The sequence below is a fragment of the Maribacter thermophilus genome, assembly GCF_001020565.1.
Lineage (GTDB): Bacteria > Bacteroidota > Bacteroidia > Flavobacteriales > Flavobacteriaceae > Maribacter > Maribacter thermophilus.
On record NZ_LDAS01000001.1, the window covers coordinates 1622046 to 1641318 of the forward strand.

Below are 19273 nucleotides of genomic sequence, written 5' to 3' on the forward strand. Positions count from 1 at the left end.
TTATCTTTAAAAAATCATTTACCATATAACATACATCTAACGTCATATTATGAATAAAAGTGTATTCTTAGTCCTTTTTTTTATTGTATTGCTAAATTCATCTTGCGCTCAAAACCCTGAAAATAAGGTTTCTAGCATAGACAATCCTCCTTATACCAGTGAGTTGTTCGTCGATGATCTGCAAATTCCATGGGGTTTCACATTCTTACCGGATGGAAGTATGTTGATTACGGAAAAATCTGGTGAGATTATTCATTTTGCAAACGGAACAAAAACAAAAATTTCCAATGTACCCGAAGTATACCAAAGAGGACAAGGAGGTTTATTGGATATAGAAATTCATCCCAATTACAAAGAAAACGGTTGGATCTATATTTCATATGCATCTACGGATGGGGCAGAAAAAGGAGGGCATACGGCCATTATGCGGGCCAAATTAAAAGACAATGCACTGGTTCAACAACAAGTGCTGTACAAAGCCTCTCCCAATACGACCAAGGGACAGCATTTTGGCTCAAGAATTGTTTTTGACGATCACGGCTATCTATTCTTTTCTATAGGAGAAAGAGGGGAACGCGATGTAAACCCACAAGATATAACTAGGGACGGTGGTAAAATTTATAGAATTTATGACGACGGAAGAATTCCCGAAGACAACCCTTTTGTACATGAGGCCGGTGCCAAAACAGCCATTTATAGCTACGGCCATAGAAACCCACAAGGTCTTGTTAAACACCCTGAAACAGGTGAGATATGGGACAATGAGCACGGCCCCAGAGGTGGTGATGAAATCAATATTATTAAGAAAGGTGCCAATTATGGGTGGCCATTAGTAACTTATGGCATTAATTATAGTGGCACCCCGATAACCGACAAAACCAAAATGGAAGGAACGGAACAACCAATACATTATTGGGTGCCATCGATAGCACCAAGCGGTATGGCCTTTATTACATCGGATGCATATGATGGTTGGCAAGGAAGTCTTCTGGTGGGGTCATTGGCCTTTCAATACCTTGAACGTTTAGAGCTAAAAGGAAATCAAGTAATAAAACGAGAGAAACTTTTGGATGGTAAAGGTCGAGTACGTGTAGTAAAACAAGGCCCTGACGGGCTTATATATGTGGGTGTAGAAGGTAAGGGCATCTACAGATTGTTACCAAAGAAATAATAAATAAAAAGGGTGTTCATTTAATTTTGAACACCCTTTTCCAGTGCTTTTTTAACGGAGCCATATTTTTTTAGCAATCGCTCGGCTTCATCATAGCTAACTCCCAATCCTTCAACAATATATCTGGTTCCCCGATCCACCAATTTTTCGTTGGTCAGTTGCATGTTTACCATTTTATTGCCTTTTACCCTTCCTATTTTGATCATTAAGGCTGTGGAAATCATATTGAGCACCAATTTTTGCGAAGTACCACTTTTCATTCGTGTACTACCGGTCACAAATTCAGGTCCCACGTTTACCTCGATCGGTATGTCCGCCACTTCTGTAATCGGCGATTGCGGATTATTGGTAATACAGGCCGTTAAAATACCGTGTGCCCTTGCCTTCCTTAAGCCTCCAATAACATAAGGTGTAGTACCCGAAGCGGCAATACCGACCACTACATCGTTTTGGTCAATAGCATGTTCGCTAAGGTCTATCCAAGCTTGCTCGGTATCATCCTCCGCATTTTCAACAGCTTTTCTTATGGCCACATCACCACCTGCAATAAGGCCCACCACCCTTTCGTGTGGCATACCAAAGGTTGGCGGAATCTCTGAAGCATCCAAGATACCCAGCCTTCCACTAGTACCTGCTCCAATATAAAATAAACGCCCTCCGTTGGAAAATCTCTCAACAAGGGCATCTACCAATTTAGTTATCTGCGGAATCATCAGTGCTACGGCATCTGCCACTTTTTTATCTTCTTCATTCATTTTTTGAAGAATCGTAGCAGTATCCAATAATTCTAAATTATCATGATTGGAGGATGTCTCCGTTATTTTTTTATACCCCATAGTAATTATAATATTCTTATATCCAAACTCTTAAAGGCCCCCAATAGATTATCCTCTGGATCCAGCTCTGTAATCATCGTATTGATAGCATTTATATCGCAGGTTTTGTAACGATGTTGCGAATTTAGTTTTTCCGATATAGATAATAAAACCGTTTTTTTTGATGCCTTGATCACGGCCTTCTTTATTTGTACTATATCCCAATCAAACTCGGTAAGGCCATATACCGCATCTACATACCCCGTACCAATAAAACTATAGTCCACTTTTATCTCAGAAAGATTATGGATGGCATTTGCCCCGATAGAAATTTGAGATTCCTTTGATACCTGTCCCCCAATAGATATAACCGTAATATTGGGTTTGTGGGACAGTTCCATAGCTACGGGAAGACTAATGGTAAAACAGGTAAGGTGCAAATTATCAGGTATGGACCGCACCAGCTCTAGACAAGTAGTTCCGCCATCAATAAAAATTACGGCACCATCCTTTAACAAGGTAGTCGCCTTTTTTGCGATCCTCATCTTTTCTTCCAATGCATAAATATTGGTATTCCTGGTGTTCTTATTGGTAAAACCAAGAGATATGGCACCACCATGAACCCTTTTCAATTTATTTTCTGCATCCAACTCTTTAACATCACGCCTTACAGTATCGATAGAGACATCCAAACTCTCGGCTATATCTGTCAATAGAATCCGGTTATGTATTTCTACCTCGTTTAATATGGTTTGTTGACGTTCTTCCTTTAGCATTTCTATTACACTAAATATATTTTGGCAAATATAATTAAAAAAAACAACCTGCCGTTTTATACCGTTATAAGTAAATTAATTATCAAATAAATCTTAATAAAAGCAAAAAACAGCATTAAAGAATGCAAAAAACAGCAAATTGAAATATTATTGCATATATTTGCAAGGTTTTAAACATCAAACGCAGAACTTACCAATATGAAAACAATTAAGTCGAGAAAAAAAATTGACATTAGCCATCAGCCGATCGGCCAGTTTGAGGAAACACGTTTTGAAAAAATACATAATGTTATTTTTTCTGATTCCAATGAAGCTTCTATACGGGTGGCCGAAGAAATCGCCGAACTGATCAAGAAAAAACAAAGCCAGAACAAAACCTGTGTGCTTGGCTTGGCCACTGGATCATCTCCGATCCGTGTGTACGAAGAATTGGTAAGAATGCACAAAGAAGAAGGGTTGAGCTTTAAAAATGTCATCACTTTTAATCTTGACGAATACTTGCCAATGGAGCCCAGTAACATTCAAAGTTACCACTACTTTATGCACGAGCATCTTTTTAACCATATAGATATTGCGCCCGAGAATATCCATATTCCGGACGGAACGGTTTCTAACGACGAAACTGTAGATTTTTGCCTGAAATACGAACAAAAAATAAAAGAATGCGGTGGACTCGATTTTCAATTGTTGGGAATAGGAAGAACCGGACACATTGGTTTTAACGAACCCGGTTCACATTACAATTCTGGCACAAGGGTAATCACCTTAGACCATATTACCAGGGTAGATGCGGCACCTGCCTTCTTAGGTATTGCCAATGTACCAAGAAAAGCGATTACCATGGGTATCGCCACGGTGAGAAAGGCAAAAAGAATAGTACTTTTGGGCTGGGGAGAAAATAAGGCCGAGATCATAAAAAAAACCATCGAGGGCGAAATATCCTCACAAGTACCGGCCACCTATCTTCAAAACCACGACAACTGCACCTTTATTTTAGATTCGGGAGCCGCCTCAGAGCTTACCAAAAACAAAACGCCATGGCTCGTAGATGCATGCAAATGGACAGAAGAACTAAAAGCAAAAGCAATTATCTGGCTGTGTGAAAAGACAGGAAAGACCATTCTTAGCCTTACAGACAAGGATTATAACGACAACGGAATGGCCGATTTACTTTCCATGGAAGATTCGTATGATTTAAACATTCAGATTTTCAACAAACTACAGCACACTATCACTGGCTGGCCGGGCGGAAAACCAAATGCCGATGATACCAATAGACCAGAAAGGGCCACGCCTGCAAAAAAACGTGTAATCATTTTTAGCCCCCACCCCGATGACGATGTTATCTCTATGGGTGGTACCTTCGACCGTCTAGTAGAACAAGGCCATGAGGTTCATGTAGTTTACCAAACTTCCGGTAATATTGCCGTTTCCGATACCGATGCACGTAAATATGCCGAAGTTGCCATGAAGTTGAATCCATCGGAAAAAGCACAACAGATTATCAATGCCATTACAAACAAAACCGATAGCGATATAGATACCCCAGAGGTCAGAACTTTAAAGGGAAATATACGAAAATCGGAATCGTACGCCGCGACAAGGTACATGGGACTAAAAGATGCCAACGTACACTTTTTAGACCTTCCCTTTTATGAGACCGGCACCATTAAAAAGAACAATTTATCGGAAGAGGACATTGCCATTGTAACAGATATCATTACCTCTATAAAACCGCACCAAATATATGCGGCCGGTGATCTGGCGGACCCACACGGCACCCATAAAGTTTGCTTAGATGCTATTTTTGAAGCGGTAGACAGGTTAAAACCCGAACCATTTATGAAAGATTGTTGGTTGTGGCTATACCGAGGTGCTTGGCACGAATGGGATATTAACGAAATTGAAATGTGCGTACCTATGAGCCCTAGCCAAGTCCTTAAAAAGCGCCATGCCATATTTTGCCATCAATCGCAGAAAGATGGTGTAATGTTTCAGGGCGACGATTCTAGGGAGTTCTGGATGCGTGCCGAAGAAAGAAATCGCAATACGGCCAACAAGTACAAAGCTCTAGGGCTTTCGTCATATGCCGCTATGGAAGCCTTTGTAAGGTACAAATTCTAAAACATTAGAATACAAGAAACCTACAATAGCTTATTAGAAAAAGATGGGAAGACCACTAAAAAACCAGTTCATTTAATTTTAATCCTTAACATTAAAGGCCTATTTTAGATTTAGATAGGCCTTTTTTTTATTTTAACATGCCAAGATACCTTTGTTTAGTCGCAGTACTCTTAATACTTAACTCCTGTAGTATTTTCAAATCTAACATACCTCAGCCCAAAACGGAGTTTAGAGGTGTATGGATCGCCACTGTCGTTAATATCGACTGGCCAAAAAATGGTTCGGACCCGGTAAACAAACAAAAAGAAGATTACCTGAAAATATTAAATTTTTACAAAGAACTTAATTACAACGCCGTTATTGTACAAATTAGGGCTGCCGGCGATGCATTCTACAATTCCAAAGAAGCACCATGGTCACGATTTTTAACGGGTACAGAAGGCGCAAATTCAAAATGGTCCGAAGACCCTTTAAATTGGATGATTCACGAAGCCCATATCAGGGGAATGGAATTCCACGCCTGGCTAAATCCATACCGGGCCACTTTCGATTTAAAAACGGAGGTTCTTAGCGACGAACATGACTTTAACACCCACCCGGCATGGATGTTGAAATACGGAAAAAAATACTATTACGATCCAGGATTACCTGAAGTTCGAAAAAAAATGGTCGCCATTATTGATGAAATTGTATCTAACTATGATATTGACGCTATTCACTATGACGATTATTTTTATCCGTATACTATTAAAGATGAAGTTTTTAACGATAGTATCACTTTCTATAATTGTGCCCAACCCGGACAAAGCTTAGATGATTGGAGAAGAAGCAATATAGACAGCCTTATCAAGGACAGCCATTCTACCATCAAGTCAAAAAAGCCATGGGTCCAATTTGGGGTGAGTCCGTTCGGGGTATGGAAAAACAAAGCTACCGACCCTAAAGGCTCGGACACCAAAGCAGGGCAAACAACCTATGACAATTTATATGCAGACCCTCTTCTATGGATTCAAAAAGGATGGTTAGATTACTTGGCCCCACAATTATATTGGAGTATGGATCTACCGGCCGCATCCCATTCAAAGCTAATGGACTGGTGGGCGAACAATGGTGCAAACACCAATATTTATATAGGAAACGGGGCATATAAAGTACGCAACAATAGCGACAAAGCTTGGGACAAAAAGAAGGAATTGCCCAACCAATTTAAATTGGCAAGACTGACCCCGGAAATTCAAGGTAATATAGTTTTCAGTGCTAAATCGTTAATGAACAACAACCCCGATATAGTATCATATTTAAAGAAGAAATATTATCACTGGCAGGCATTGCCCCCTAGTTCTCCTATTGTAGACGCGCCAAAACAAAAAGAAACCAAGATACTATCCAGCCAGCAATCTGCTGATACCGTTCAACTAGAGCTGCAAGGAACCGAATATTTAAGATATGTATTGGTCTATAGAACCGGAAAAAAAGAAAAAGAAGCGTATCCTATCAAAAAATTAAAACAGAAAATATTTATATCGCCAGGTTCAAACACCTTAATGATTCCCAAAAAATTGGTCAAAGGCAATTATTTTGCAGTTACTTTTTTTGATAAGTACGGAAGGGAATCCAAACCCACAATTTTACATTTAAAAAAAATAGACGGATATGGTTCAAAAAGATAAGGGCGCATGGGCCTGGGTGCCTGTATTGTACTTTACCCAAGGGTTGCCCTATGTATTAGTGGTTACGGTTTCTGTAATTATGTACAAAAAACTAGGCGTCAGCAATTCCGATATAGGTTTGTACACCAGTTGGCTATACTTACCCTGGGTCTTAAAACCTTTATGGAGCCCTTTTGTAGATTTAAAAAGTACCAAACGAAAGTGGTTTTTGTCTATGCAATTGTTAATTGCAATAGCCCTGTTAGGGGTAGGTCTTACCATACCCACCAATATGTTCTTTATTACCACCTTGGCCTGTTTTTGGATGGCCGCATTCGCTTCTGCCACCAATGATATTGCCTCCGATGGTTATTATATGATTGGCCTAACCGAAAAAAAACAATCCTTTTTTGTAGGTATGCGAAGTACGTTTTATCGTTTGGCGATGGTTACGGGAGAAGGATTGATCGTAATTTTGGCCGGTTTTCTAGAAAACAAATACGGAGACAATACCAAAGCTTGGAGCATAACCATGGTAATTGCAGCTGTATTGATGTTGATGTTGACAATTTCAAATTTTTTGGTAACACCAAAATACGAAAGCTCTACAGCAGTTTCTAATGACAAGCCAGAAGGCTTTATAGATGTTTTTACCTCCTTTTTCAAAAAGAAGGACATCGGCATCGCACTGGCCTTTATTTTATCTTTTAGGTTAGGAGAATCTCAATTGGTAAAAATGGCAGCACCCTTTATGCTGGATAGCCCAGAAAAGGGTGGATTGGGCTATTCCACAGAGCAGATAGGAACCATTTTCGGGACAGCAGGGGTCATAATGCTTTCACTGGGAGGAATTTTAGGAGGTATTCTTATTTCCAGGGATGGACTAAAAAAATGGATGCTACCCATGGTACTGTCCTTAAACGTTCCTAATATCCTCTATGCAATTTTAGCTTTTACCAAAACAACCAGTATTATACCCGTAGCGGCAACGGTTATATTCGAGAAATTTGGATATGGTTTCGGCTTCACCGCATTTTTAATGTACCTGATTTACATAGCGGAAGGAAAATCAAAAACCAGTCATTATGCCATAGCTACGGGCTTTATGGCCCTTGGCATGATGCTTCCCGGTATGATCAGCGGATATATGCAACAATGGCTTGGTTACGATGGTTTCTTTATCTGGGTGGTCATCGCAGCATTACCAGCATTATTTTTATTAAAATTTATTACCTACCCGCCAGAGTTCGGAAAAAAAACAAATGGATCGAATGCATAAAATAATATCTCTCGAAAAAGCAAAAAATGAATTGAGCAAGGCCGAAAAGGTAGGCCAATTTTTTATGCCCGCAGCCTTTATAAATGATACCGAGGAAGAAATTAGGCAATTAGAAGACCTCATCAAAAACCATGGGGTCGGTGGCTTGTGCTTCTTTCACTCTAGGGCAAGCGCGGCCACTAACTTTGAAGGCAAAAAAGAAATTGTTCGAAACGAAAACAGTTTCGACACCCTAAAAAAGCTCGTTCAGAGATACCAATCAGTGTCCAAACACCCCCTTTTTATAGCTATAGATGCCGAATGGGGATTGGCCATGCGAATAGAAAACACCCCCCAGTATCCTTACGCCATTACCTTGGGAGCCATTCAAGACAATACCGGTTTAATTTACCAAGTAGGCAAAAACATTGCAAAAGATTGCAAAAAAGCAGGTATTCATTGGAATTTATCGCCCGTGGTGGACATCAACAACAATCCTAACAATCCGGTTATCGGATATCGTTCTTTTGGAGATGACAAAAAAAAGGTTGCGCAGAAAGCCTTGGCCTATGTAAAAGGTACCGAAAGTGAAGGTGTGCTTACCAGTATAAAACACTTTCCCGGCCATGGAGATACCGATGTAGATTCTCATCTTGGGATACCTGTTATAAACAAAACGAAAGAAGAACTGTTGAACAATGAGCTTTATCCTTTTCAAGAATTGATAAATGAGGGTGTAGATGCCGTAATGGTCGGGCATTTGTCGGTTCCTGCCCTAGCAGCAGGAAAGAGCACCCCTTCAAGCATATCAAAAGAAATCATAAAAGACCTATTAAGAAATAAAATGGGATTTACGGGTGTGGTAATATCCGATGCCCTGAACATGCATGCCGTATCCAACAATTTTCCCGTAAAAGGTGAGTTGGAATGGTTGGCCTTTGATGCCGGCAATGATATTTTATGTTTTGCGGAGCATACAGAGGATGCCATTGATATGATCTTACAAAAGGCCACCAATGAACAAATAGAAGAGAGCTTTGAAAGGGTTTGGAGGTTGAAACAAAAAGCTATAGCCAAAGAAACCACAGAACCTGACAAAGAACTTGTTTATGACACCCATCTAAACAGGGAACTTGCGGAACAGAGCATTACCCTGTACAAAGGATCGGAAAATGAAATTACCCGGTTCGGAAAATCCGATTATTGTACCCTAACCTTTAAAAGATACAACGAACTACGGCACAAAGACGATATTATTTCTTCGTTGGCCATATCTCGTAACCAAATTAAAAATGAGGAAAACATTTTATTATTGTTGACCCCGCCACAAATTAAGCCCAATAACAACTTTGGTTTTTTACCGGAAGAGATTCAATTTATAAACGAAGTATTGAGCACTAAAAATGTAGTCTTATATCATTTTGGAAACCCGTATGCCCTTAAACTCTTTTGTATAGAAAACACCAAGGCCACAGTAATCGTTTATCAAAATTTCAAAGAATTTCAAGACGTCGCCACAGCCCATTTTCAAGGAAAGATAAAATCTGTCGGAAAACTACCGGTGAAATTTAAAATCTAATTACAAGCAAAGAAATCTACACATGAAAGTATACAAAATAGTAGGAATGATGTCCGGAACGTCTCTAGACGGTCTAGACCTGGCCTATTGCCATATCTGGAAAAACAAAGGTAAATGGACATTCGAAATAAAATGCACGGATAGTGTTTCGTACGACCAAAAAATGGAAAAAGAGCTCAAAGACGCTATTCACCTTCCTGCTGAAAAACTACTTCAACTACACAACTCATACGGTACTTGGCTGGGCGAAAAGGCGAATTCCTTTATTACAGACAATGATCTTGAGGTAGATTTTATTGCAAGTCACGGACACACCTCTCACCATAGGCCAGAACTGGGACTTACTTTTCAATTGGGATCGGGACAACATTTGGCTAATGCCTCCCAAAAGAAAGTTATTTGTGATTTTAGGACCAACGATCTCGCCCTTGGCGGACAAGGCGCTCCATTGGTTCCCATTGGCGACCAACTTATATTCGGAGAGTATGATTTTTGCCTGAACTTAGGGGGTATAAGTAATATCTCTTTTGAAGTAAAAGACCGCAGAATAGCTTATGACATAGGTCTGGCGAATATGATACTCAATTATATTACCAGAAAAATAGATTTGGATTATGACCAAGATGGGAATATGGCGAGATCTGGGGTTATAAACAAGAACATGCTTAAAGAACTTAACGATTTAAAATATTACCTGCTGCCCTACCCTAAATCTATTGGATATGAGTGGTTCTTGGAAGAAGTAGTACCCATCGTTGAAAATACCGACGACACTATCGAAAATCTTTTACATACTTCTATTCATCATATTTGCGAAAAAATTGCGCAGCAAGTCAGCTTAAACTCCAACAAACAAAAGCAACAATTGTTCATTACCGGTGGTGGTGCCCTAAACTCCTTTTTAATTGAAACCCTAAAACAAAAGCTAGACCCTAAAATTGAAGTAGTAGTACCGAACAAACAACTCATCGAATTTAAGGAAGCCCTGGTTTTTGCTTTAATGGGCGCACTTAGGGAAGAGCGTGAAATAAATGTCTTAAAAACGGTAACCGGAGCCAAAAGAGATTCTTCTAGCGGTGTAATTTTCTTACCTAATTAAAGTATTTTCACTAAATTTCTGTCATAAATGAATATTTCATAAAAAATGCCAGACAAAAAAAAGAAAGCCACCGCTTATTGGAAAGAGAATGTAAAATATCTTTTTTTATTACTGACCATATGGTTCTTAGTATCTTATGGTGCCGGCATCTTGTTCAAAGACACTTTGGACACTATAAAAATAGGAGGTTTTAAACTTGGCTTTTGGTTTGCACAACAAGGATCCATCTATGTTTTTGTAATACTCATATTTATCTATGTAAGACTAATGAACAAATTGGATAAAAAATATGGATATGATTAATTAACCACCACCTCAGACCAACAATTCCATTACCAAAAAAATCCACCTAACCCAAAAATATTATGAGCGTACAAACATGGACTTACATTTTAGTCGGTATCACTTTTGCGCTATATATCGGAATTGCCATTTGGTCACGGGCCGGTTCCACTAAAGAGTTTTATGTTGCCGGCGGTGGGGTTTCGCCTTTGGCCAACGGTATGGCCACAGCTGCCGATTGGATGTCCGCAGCCTCTTTTATCTCCATGGCAGGTATTATTGCGTTCGCTGGTTACGATGGCTCCGTTTATCTTATGGGATGGACCGGCGGATACGTACTATTGGCCTTATTATTGGCTCCCTACTTACGTAAGTTCGGTAAGTTTACCGTTCCCGATTTTATCGGTGACCGCTATTACTCAAAAACAGCCAGAATTGTTGCGGTCATATGTGCCCTTATTGTATCCTTCACATATGTCGCGGGGCAAATGCGTGGAGTTGGTGTTGTATTTTCACGTTTTTTAGAAGTTGATATCAATACAGGTGTAATCATCGGAATGGTCATTGTATTGTTCTATGCCGTTTTAGGGGGAATGAAAGGAATTACATACACCCAAGTGGCCCAATATTGCGTACTTATTTTTGCCTTTATGGTTCCGGCCATTTTTATTTCTATCCAAATGACGGGAAACCCGATTCCACAATTGGGTATGGGTTCTACCCTGTCGGATGGATCAGGAACCTACCTCTTGGATAAATTGGATGGTCTTTCTACAGAATTGGGTTTTAACGAATACACCAGCGGCTCAAAATCGATAGCGGACGTATTCGCTATTACCTTAGCCTTAATGGTGGGTACGGCCGGCCTACCCCATGTAATTGTCAGGTTCTTCACCGTAAAACGGGTTAAGGATGCCCGAAAATCAGCAGGGTTGGCCTTGTTGCTAATTGCCATCCTTTACACCACCGCCCCTGCCGTATCGGTTTTTGCCAGAACCAACATGATCAATACCGTAAGCAACAAAGAATACAGTACTATGCCCGAGTGGTTTAAAAACTGGGAGACTACAGGATTACTGGAATTTGATGACAAGAACAAAGACGGAAAAATACAATATGTTGCAGATACCGATAAAAATGAACTTATCGTTGATCGTGACATCATGGTGCTTGCCAATCCGGAAATTGCCAATTTACCGGCCTGGGTGATAGCACTGGTAGCTGCAGGAGGTCTCGCAGCAGCCTTGTCTACGGCAGCAGGTTTATTATTGGTAATCTCGGCCTCTGTTTCCCATGACCTTATTAAAAAAGTATTTAAGCCCAATATTTCAGATAAAGGTGAATTATGGGCCGCGAGAATGGCAGCTACGGTAGCAGTGGTTATTGCAGGGTATTTCGGAATTAATCCACCGGGGTTCGTTGCCGCCGTTGTCGCCCTGGCCTTTGGCCTGGCGGCAGCCTCTTTCTTCCCAGCCATCGTTCTAGGTATATTTTACAAGAAAATGAATAAAGAAGGGGCCATTGCCGGTATGATCATAGGCACCATGTTAATGTTGTTTTATATGACAAAATTCAAATTCGGATGGTTTGGTGGTGGCACACCGGCCGATTGGTGGTTCGGAATATCTCCCGAGGGGTTCGGAAGTATCGCCATGGTCGTGAATTTCATAGTTTCCATAGTGATCATGAAATTTACTCCAGATCCACCCGAAGATGTTCAGGAAATAGTAGAGGATATTAGAATCCCCAGTGGGGCAAAAGAAGCCATTAATCATTAATTGTATATAATTTTAAATGAAATCAGAATTTAGAGATGAGTAATTACCACATTAAACATTTAGAGGAGTATTATCAAGTTTACAGAAAATCGGTACGTAACCCAGAAGCTTTTTGGGAAGAAATAGCGGAAGAGCATTTTGTTTGGAGAAAGCGCTGGGACAACGTCTTGAGTTGGGATTTTAGTAAACCGGAAATAAAATGGTTCGAAGGTGCAAAATTGAACATTACCGAAAACTGTATAGATAGACATTTACCCACAAGGGGAAATAAAACGGCCATTCTTTTTGAGCCGAACGATCCAAAAGAAGAAGCAGAACATATCACCTACAGGCAACTACATGAACGTGTATGTAAAATGGCCAACGTGCTATTGGAAAAAGGCATAAAAAAGGGAGATCGCGTTTGCATCTATTTGCCCATGATTCCCGAATTGGCCATTTCTCTCTTGGCATGTGCCCGTATCGGCGCTATCCACTCGGTGGTATTCGCTGGTTTCTCTTCACATGCGCTGTCCACCAGAATTAACGATTCTGACTGTAAATTGGTGATAACCTCCGATGGTTCTTACAGAGGAGCAAAAACCATAGACCTTAAAAATATTGTTGACAAGGCGCTATTGGATTGCCCTGGGGTAAATACGGTACTGGTCGCAAAAAGAATCAACAGCGACATAGAAATGGTAGACGGCAGAGACTATTGGTTACAACCCTTATTGGACGAGGCATACGGGGACAATGTTGCAGAAGTAATGGATGCCGAAGACCCTCTCTTTATTTTATACACCTCTGGATCTACGGGCAGACCCAAAGGAATGGTACATACCATTGGTGGTTATATGGTATACACGGCATATACTTTTAAAAATGTTTTTCAATACAAAGAAAACGATGTTTATTGGTGTACCGCAGATATCGGGTGGATTACAGGACACTCTTACATAGTTTACGGGCCATTGGCCAATGGGGCAACCACGGTGATGTTCGAGGGGGTACCGTCGTACCCAGATTATGGTCGCTTTTGGGACGTGGTACAAAAACACAAAGTAAACCAGTTCTATACCGCGCCTACGGCCATAAGAGCCTTGGCCAAAGAGAATCTAGAGTTTATAGAAAAACACGACCTGTCAAGTCTTAAGGTGCTAGGATCCGTAGGAGAGCCCATAAACGAAGAAGCTTGGCATTGGTACAACAACAATGTAGGTAAGAACCGTAGCCCTATTGTAGATACTTGGTGGCAAACCGAGACAGGTGGTATTATGATCACCCCTATCCCTTATGTGACACCGACCACCCCAACCTATGCCACATTGCCATTTATAGGCATTCAGCCTGCACTGATGGATGAAAACGGAAAAGAAATAAAAGGCAATCAGGTAGAAGGTAGATTATGTGTAAAATACCCATGGCCTTCGATTGCAAGAACCATTTGGGGAAATCACGATAGATACCGAGATACCTATTTCTCTGCATATAAGAATATGTATTTTACAGGTGACGGTGCATTAAGGGATGCCGTAGGATATTACAGAATTACGGGTAGAGTTGATGACGTAATCATTGTTTCGGGCCATAATCTGGGTACCGCACCCATTGAAGATTCCATTAACGAACACCAGGCTGTAGCAGAATCCGCCATTGTAGGTTTCCCCCACGATGTAAAAGGAAACGCACTTTATGGATTTATAATACTAAAGGAAACCGGAGAAAGCAGGGACCGGGAAAATGTAAGAAAAGAGATCAACCAACAGATCACAGAACATATAGGCCCCATTGCCAAGCTAGATAAAATTCAGTTCGTATCAGGTCTTCCAAAAACAAGAAGTGGAAAGATCATGCGTAGAATATTACGTAAAATAGCAAGCAAGGACACTTCTAATTTAGGGGACACCAGCACATTACTGAATCCAGAAGTTGTTCAGGAAATTATAGACAACGCGCTTTAAATATTATTGATAAGCCCTATTACTCGCAAACAGTGGTCTTGTTTTGAAAGCCATGAACAAGACCACTGAGAGTAATCCACAAATTCCAAATCCTGCAAAAATAGCCCAGACCGATTCTTTTATGAATCCTCCTATAAAAATGGAAATGGGGATGGACAGTACGGTAGATATAAAACCTGTGATAGCCGCCCCAATACCGGCTATATGACCAATGGGTTCCATTGCTATAGATCTTAAATTACCCCAAACAAAGCCCAAGCACAGAAACAACACCGATAGAAAACTGATTAAAACGGTCACACTCGGATTAGGCTCGCCCCAAAATAGAACCATATATAATGCCCCTACCAAGGTAAAGGTTGTTAGCGCCACAAAAGACAAATTCCGCATACCAAATCTTAATACCAAGGTACCGTTCATCAAGGTAGAAAAACCAATGGATATGGCCAGCCCTGCAAAAACATAGGTAAAACTTTCCTTTAAACCGTACAGTTCTTCAAAAACGTGTTGTGCAGAACTCAAGTATACCAAAAAAGAACCAGTGATCAAACCGGTCATTAGGGTACAGGAAACCGTTTCTCTATGTTTAAAAATTTCTTTGATTCCATTTATAAAAACCGAAATGGTAAAAGGCACCTTATGCTCTGGTTTCAATGTTTCTTGCTGTCTTTTATAAAACCACACACAAACAACCAATGCAAAGAAAAGCTGTGCATAAAAAATACCCTGCCATCCCATAACTTGCATAACCGCCTTGCCAAACGCCGGGGCCACCACGGGAATCAGGATAAAAAACGCAGTAACAAAAGACATGATCTTGGCCATATAATCTCCCCGATAGGTATCTCTAACAATCGATATACTAATGGTCCTAGGTGCAGAAAGCCCAATACCCTGCAGAATTCTACCTATGATCATTATCTCTAAATTAGGAGCCAATAGGCATATGACACTGGCTACACCAAAAATGGAAAAACCAATGTAAACAATGGGCTTTCTTCCTAAACTATCGGACAGAGGCCCAAAAAACAACTGTCCTACCCCCAAACCCAAAAATATCATTATTACCAATAATTGATTTCTTGTAGGATCCAAACTATTGATCGCTATACCAATATCGGCAATAGCAGGAATTAGGGCATCTATCGTTAAAGCAACAATAGACATCAACGAGGCCATTAAGGCAACAAACTCAAAATTAGGTTTTACTTGTTCATTTTGCATCCGGCAAAAGTAAAACTTATAGGGCGAAGGCTGTTTACCAAATCTTCATTTTTAGGTTTAGTAGAATTTTGAAGTTCAAATATGTATTTTTGACCCAAAGAAATTTTTATGTTGATTATTGGAATTGCCGGAGGTACCGGTTGTGGAAAAACTACGGTTGTAAATCAGATCATTAATGAGCTTCCCTATGAAGAGGTAGGTGTAATATCACAAGATTCCTATTACAACGATTTATCCCACCTTTCTTTGGAAGAAAGAAGAAAAACAAATTTTGACCATCCCAATTCCATTGATTTTCAGCTTTTGGAAGAACATTTAAAAGCATTAAAAAACGGGAAATCGGTAGAGCAGCCCGTTTATTCTTTTTTAGAATGTAACCGCACCCAGAAAACCATTCCGACACACCCTAGAAAAGTAATGATCGTAGAAGGCATTCTTATACTGGCCAACAAGGCCATTAGGGATATGTGCGATATTAAAATTTTTGTACATGCCGATACCGATGAACGCTTGATCAGAAGATTAAAAAGAGATGTGAACGAACGTGGCTGGAATTTGGATGAAACATTGGAAAAATACCAGACCATCATAAAACCTATGCACGATCAGTTCATAGAACCGACAAAAGAGCATGTCGATATAATTATACCAAATAATAAGTACAATACGGTCGCCGTTGAAATCGTAAGAAGCATTATTAACGAGAAACTAGCACAGGCCTAATGGGGTTCAAAGAATTAAAACAAAAAAAATGGTTCAAGGTCATGACCAACATTTACGTATTGGTCTTGACCATGTTCGCCATATGGATGATTTTCTTTGATACCAACTCTTTACTTATACACTTAGAGTTAAAAAGGGAAATCAACAAACTAGAAAAAACAAAGGACTTTTTACAGAGTGAAATAGAAAAAGACAAAAAGGTAATTGAAAAACTATCGGACGAAGAAGAACTGGAAAAATTTGCACGTGAGGAATACTATCTCAAAAAAAAGAACGAGGAAATCTATTTAATAGAATACGAAGACAGTTTAAAACTAAAAGAAAAGGATAAAAAAGAATAAACAAAACTTCATGTTTTATTGTTAATTACACTTTAATTTACACCTTGTTAAAGCTTTGATAAATAAAAGTTTAACTCTTTTTTAAAGAAAAGTACATTGTTATTCACCTAGTGTTAACAAAATCCTTTTACCAGCCCCGCAAATAATTGTATTTTTACATCCTAACTTACTTTGAATATGGGCAAGATAATTGCTATCGCAAATCAAAAAGGTGGTGTTGGAAAAACCACCACTTCCGTTAATCTGGCTGCCTCTTTGGGGGTACTGGAGAAAAAGGTGTTGCTGATCGATGCCGATCCCCAAGCCAATGCCACTTCAGGATTAGGAATAGATGTGGAAAGTATTGAACTTGGCACCTATCAATTATTGGAACATACCAAAACGGCAAAGGAAGCTATTATTTCCACAACATCCCCAAATGTTGATCTCATACCTGCACATATCGATCTTGTAGCGATCGAAATTGAATTGGTAGACAAAGATGAAAGGGAGTACATGCTAAAAAAAGCCATTTTAGAGCTTAAGGACGATTATGACTATATTCTTATCGATTGCGCCCCTTCTTTGGGCCTATTGACCCTTAATGCCCTAACGGCCTCGGACTCTGTCATAATTCCTATTCAATGCGAATACTTTGCTCTAGAAGGACTTGGCAAGCTATTAAACACCATAAAAAGTGTACAAAGAATACACAATCCGCAGTTGGATATCGAAGGGATGTTGTTGACCATGTACGATTCTAGGTTAAGATTGTCCAACCAGGTGGTAGAAGAGGTTAGCAAACATTTTGGCGACATGGTCTTTGAGACCATAATCCAACGAAATGTTAGATTAAGTGAAGCCCCGAGTTACGGGGAGAGCATTATTAAATATGATGCATCCAGTAAGGGTGCGGTCAACTACCTGAATTTGGCAAATGAGGTAGTAAAGAAAAACAAGCAGACAGTTTAAGATGGCAAAGGCAATAAAGAAACAAGCTTTGGGAAGAGGTCTTTCTGCACTTTTGAAAGACCCGGAAAATGATATTCAATCTGCATCGGACAAAAACGCCGATAAGGTGGTCGGCAATATTATAGAACTTGATCTGGAACATATAGAGGTAAACCCTTTTCAACCAAGATCTAATTTTAACGACGAGAGCCTTCAAGAATTGGCCACCTCTATTCGAGAGCTTGGTGTCATACAACCCATAACGGTTAGAAAATTAGGATTTAACAAATATCAGTTAGTCTCTGGTGAAAGAAGGTTCCGTGCCTCTAAACTAATAGGGTTAGAGACTATTCCGGCCTATATTAGAATTGCCAACGACCAAGAGTCATTGGAAATGGCCTTGGTAGAAAATATTCAAAGACAAGACTTGGACCCTATAGAAATAGCCTTGTCATACCAACGCCTTATAGATGAAATAAACCTTACACAGGAGAAACTAAGTGATCGTGTCGGAAAAAAAAGATCCACCATCGCCAATTACCTTCGTTTGCTGAAATTAGACCCTATCATTCAAACAGGAATGAGAGACGGGTTTCTTAGCATGGGACACGGCAGGGCCTTGGTGAATATAGAAAACAGAAAAGACCAGATTGCCCTTTACGAAAAAATAGTTGGCCAAAACCTATCTGTTAGGGATACGGAAAATGCCGTAAAAAACTACCACCAGCAAGACAGTAAAAAACCAACAAAAACAACCACAAAACAAAAGCCCCCGGTATTTGTCAGCTCCGGCATCAAAGAAATTTCAAAACATTTGGACGTAGGGGTAGACGTAAAAACATCTGGAAAGTCTAAAGGAAAAATTACCATTCCTTTTAATTCCGAAGAAGAATTTGAGCGTATTAAAAAGTTAATTACGGGTGCATAGACTCTTAACCACATTCGCTATCGCTTTTTTTCTGGTTTCCAATAGTTATGCTCAAGAAGAGAACGAGACTCAAGAAACAAAAGAAATAGACAGCATCGCTACTTCGTTGAGTACCGATGTAGATATGGTTGTCATTCAAGATTCCATTCAAAAAAAGGAACTGAAGTTTAATCCGCTGAGCCCTAGTAAAGCAGCTTTTTACTCTTCAATTCTGCCCGGTTTGGGCCAAATTTATAATAAAAGATATTGGAAAGTACCTTTGGTATATGGAGCTATTGGTGGCAGTATTTACGCCTATACCTGGAACAACAACAACTATAAAAGGTTCAGAGTAGCCTTTAAGAGAAGACAAGCCGGTTTTACGGATGACGAATTCTATGATCTGAACGGTGACAATGCCCCTGGGGACGATCCCGATTTGGATATAGACGACCTCGAGGACCAACAAGAAAGGTTTCAGCAAGACAGAGACCTATGGCTGGTCATCTCAATTGCCGCTTACGCACTAAATATCATAGATGCGAACGTAGATGCACATTTAAAACAATTTAATATAGACAATGACCTTTCCGTTGATTTTGAACCTTTTCTAGACTTGAACAGCGTTACCAACGATCCTATATACGGAATGGCCTTAACCATAAAATTTTAAA

General features: G+C 39.8%; 17 protein-coding genes. 14 read left to right on the forward strand and 3 right to left on the reverse strand.

What is annotated here, in order from left to right:
• Positions 1–49: 49 nt before the first annotated feature.
• Positions 50–1171: a PQQ-dependent sugar dehydrogenase gene (locus tag AB657_RS06915; RefSeq protein ID WP_047245823.1), complete on the forward strand. Its 1122-nt coding sequence runs from the start codon at positions 50–52 to the stop codon at positions 1169–1171.
• A 20-nt stretch (positions 1172–1191) separates the two neighbouring features.
• On the opposite strand, the gene murQ is transcribed toward AB657_RS06915, so the two are convergent.
• Entirely contained in the window at positions 1192–2007 is an 816-nt protein-coding gene (gene murQ / locus AB657_RS06920) for an N-acetylmuramic acid 6-phosphate etherase (RefSeq protein WP_047245824.1), read from the reverse strand.
• A 5-nt stretch (positions 2008–2012) separates the two neighbouring features.
• Positions 2013–2762: a DeoR/GlpR family DNA-binding transcription regulator gene (locus tag AB657_RS06925; RefSeq protein WP_047245825.1), complete on the reverse strand. Its 750-nt coding sequence runs from the start codon at positions 2760–2762 to the stop codon at positions 2013–2015.
• Positions 2763–2960: 198 nt separating this feature from the next.
• Here AB657_RS06925 and nagB point away from each other — a divergent pair, with 198 nt between their 5' ends.
• The 8 genes from nagB to acs all read left to right on the forward strand — a co-directional run bounded on the left by nagB (position 2961) and on the right by acs (position 14474).
• Positions 2961–4886: a glucosamine-6-phosphate deaminase gene (gene nagB, locus AB657_RS06930; protein ID WP_047245826.1), complete on the forward strand. Its 1926-nt coding sequence runs from the start codon at positions 2961–2963 to the stop codon at positions 4884–4886.
• A 137-nt stretch (positions 4887–5023) separates the two neighbouring features.
• Positions 5024–6556, forward strand: coding sequence for a glycoside hydrolase family 10 protein (locus tag AB657_RS06935; RefSeq protein WP_047245827.1), 1533 nt, complete (start codon positions 5024–5026; stop codon positions 6554–6556).
• Complete coding sequence (locus AB657_RS06940; protein WP_047245828.1) at positions 6540–7814, forward strand: MFS transporter; 1275 nt, start codon at positions 6540–6542, stop codon at positions 7812–7814. The genes AB657_RS06935 and AB657_RS06940 overlap by 17 nt, the downstream gene beginning before the upstream one ends.
• Complete coding sequence (locus tag AB657_RS06945) at positions 7807–9372, forward strand: glycoside hydrolase family 3 protein (RefSeq protein WP_047247861.1); 1566 nt, start codon at positions 7807–7809, stop codon at positions 9370–9372. Before AB657_RS06940 ends, AB657_RS06945 begins: the two co-directional genes overlap by 8 nt.
• Positions 9373–9394: 22 nt before the next feature.
• Positions 9395–10471 carry an anhydro-N-acetylmuramic acid kinase gene (locus AB657_RS06950; protein ID WP_047245829.1) on the forward strand — a complete coding sequence of 359 codons (1077 nt, stop codon included), beginning with the start codon at positions 9395–9397 and terminating at the stop codon, positions 10469–10471.
• 45 nt (positions 10472–10516) lie between these two features.
• Entirely contained in the window at positions 10517–10774 is a 258-nt protein-coding gene (locus AB657_RS06955; protein WP_047245830.1) for a DUF4212 domain-containing protein, read from the forward strand.
• A 62-nt stretch (positions 10775–10836) separates the two neighbouring features.
• On the forward strand, positions 10837–12531 hold the full coding sequence (locus tag AB657_RS06960) for a sodium:solute symporter family protein (RefSeq protein ID WP_047245831.1): 1695 nt from the start codon (positions 10837–10839) through the stop codon (positions 12529–12531).
• 35 nt (positions 12532–12566) lie between these two features.
• The gene (acs, locus tag AB657_RS06965) at positions 12567–14474 is read left to right on the forward strand and encodes an acetate--CoA ligase (protein ID WP_047245832.1); all 1908 of its coding nucleotides are present in this window, start codon (positions 12567–12569) and stop codon (positions 14472–14474) included.
• A 3-nt stretch (positions 14475–14477) separates the two neighbouring features.
• On the opposite strand, the gene AB657_RS06970 is transcribed toward acs, so the two are convergent.
• Positions 14478–15698, reverse strand: a complete 1221-nt coding sequence (locus AB657_RS06970) for a multidrug effflux MFS transporter (RefSeq protein WP_047245833.1) — start codon at positions 15696–15698, stop codon at positions 14478–14480.
• 108 nt (positions 15699–15806) lie between these two features.
• Between AB657_RS06970 and udk the strand changes: the two genes are divergently transcribed.
• The 5 genes from udk to AB657_RS06995 all read left to right on the forward strand — a co-directional run bounded on the left by udk (position 15807) and on the right by AB657_RS06995 (position 19272).
• Positions 15807–16421: a uridine kinase gene (gene udk, locus AB657_RS06975; protein ID WP_047245834.1), complete on the forward strand. Its 615-nt coding sequence runs from the start codon at positions 15807–15809 to the stop codon at positions 16419–16421.
• Positions 16421–16762, forward strand: a complete 342-nt coding sequence (locus tag AB657_RS06980) for an FtsB family cell division protein (protein WP_047245835.1) — start codon at positions 16421–16423, stop codon at positions 16760–16762. The genes udk and AB657_RS06980 overlap by 1 nt, the downstream gene beginning before the upstream one ends.
• 177 nt (positions 16763–16939) lie before the next feature.
• Positions 16940–17713, forward strand: coding sequence for a ParA family protein (locus AB657_RS06985; protein WP_047245836.1), 774 nt, complete (start codon positions 16940–16942; stop codon positions 17711–17713).
• 1 nt (position 17714) lies between these two features.
• Positions 17715–18620, forward strand: a complete 906-nt coding sequence (locus tag AB657_RS06990; protein ID WP_047245837.1) for a ParB/RepB/Spo0J family partition protein — start codon at positions 17715–17717, stop codon at positions 18618–18620.
• Entirely contained in the window at positions 18613–19272 is a 660-nt protein-coding gene (locus tag AB657_RS06995) for a DUF5683 domain-containing protein (protein WP_047245838.1), read from the forward strand. Before AB657_RS06990 ends, AB657_RS06995 begins: the two co-directional genes overlap by 8 nt.
• The last annotated feature ends 1 nt before the right edge of the window (position 19273 follow it).